General features: G+C 53.9%; 1 protein-coding gene. It reads right to left on the bottom strand.

The window, feature by feature from the left end:
• On the bottom strand, positions 1-1,118 hold a 1,118-nt coding region (tuf, locus tag HMPREF3178_RS08985), incomplete at both ends, for an elongation factor Tu (RefSeq protein ID WP_070585134.1).

Here is a 1,118-nt window from a genome sequence, read left to right as displayed (position 1 = left end):
GCGCCAACGGTACGGCCGCCTTCACGGATTGCGAAACGCAGACCGTCGTCCATCGCGATCGGGTGGATCAGGGTAACAACCATTTTGATGTTGTCGCCCGGCATAACCATCTCTACGCCTTCCGGCAGTTCGATGGTGCCAGTCACGTCAGTTGTACGGAAGTAGAACTGCGGACGGTAGCCTTTGAAGAACGGAGTGTGACGGCCGCCTTCGTCTTTGGACAGGATATAAACTTCAGATTCGAACTTGGTGTGCGGCTTGATAGAGCCCGGCTTAGCCAGTACCTGACCACGTTCGATTTCTTCACGTTTGATACCACGCAGCAGAACACCAACGTTCTCACCAGCACGGCCTTCGTCCAGCAGTTTGCGGAACATTTCAACGCCAGTACAGGTAGACTTAGCAGTCTCTTTAATACCAACAATTTCAACTTCTTCGCCAACTTTGATGATACCGCGCTCTACACGACCGGTAACAACGGTACCACGACCGGAGATGGAGAATACGTCTTCGATCGGCAGCAGGAACGGCTTGTCAATCGCACGCTCTGGTTCCGGAATGTAAGAATCCAGGAAGCCAGCCAGTTCGATGATTTTAGATTCCCACTCAGCGTCGCCTTCCAGCGCTTTCAGAGCAGAACCACGAACGATCGGAGTGTCGTCGCCCGGGAAATCGTACTGAGACAGAAGTTCACGAACTTCCATTTCAACCAGTTCCAGCAGCTCTTCGTCATCAACCATGTCGCACTTGTTCAGGAACACGATGATGTACGGAACGCCTACCTGACGACCCAGCAGGATGTGCTCACGAGTCTGCGGCATCGGGCCGTCAGTCGCAGCAACAACCAGGATCGCGCCGTCCATCTGCGCAGCACCGGTGATCATGTTTTTAACATAGTCGGCGTGGCCCGGGCAGTCTACGTGCGCGTAGTGGCGAGTCGGGGTGTCATATTCAACGTGGGAAGTGTTGATGGTGATACCACGAGCTTTTTCTTCCGGCGCGTTATCGATCTGGTCGAATGCGCGAGCAGCACCACCGTAGGTTTTAGCCAGAACGGTAGTGATTGCAGCGGTCAGAGTAGTTTTACCATGGTCAACGTGGCCGATAGTACCGACGTT

The organism is Klebsiella sp. HMSC09D12 (assembly GCF_001808475.1).
Taxonomy (GTDB): domain Bacteria; phylum Pseudomonadota; class Gammaproteobacteria; order Enterobacterales; family Enterobacteriaceae; genus Klebsiella; species Klebsiella oxytoca.
Note: the sequence above shows the minus strand (reverse complement) of the source record. Positions and strands in the feature narration are given on the sequence as shown.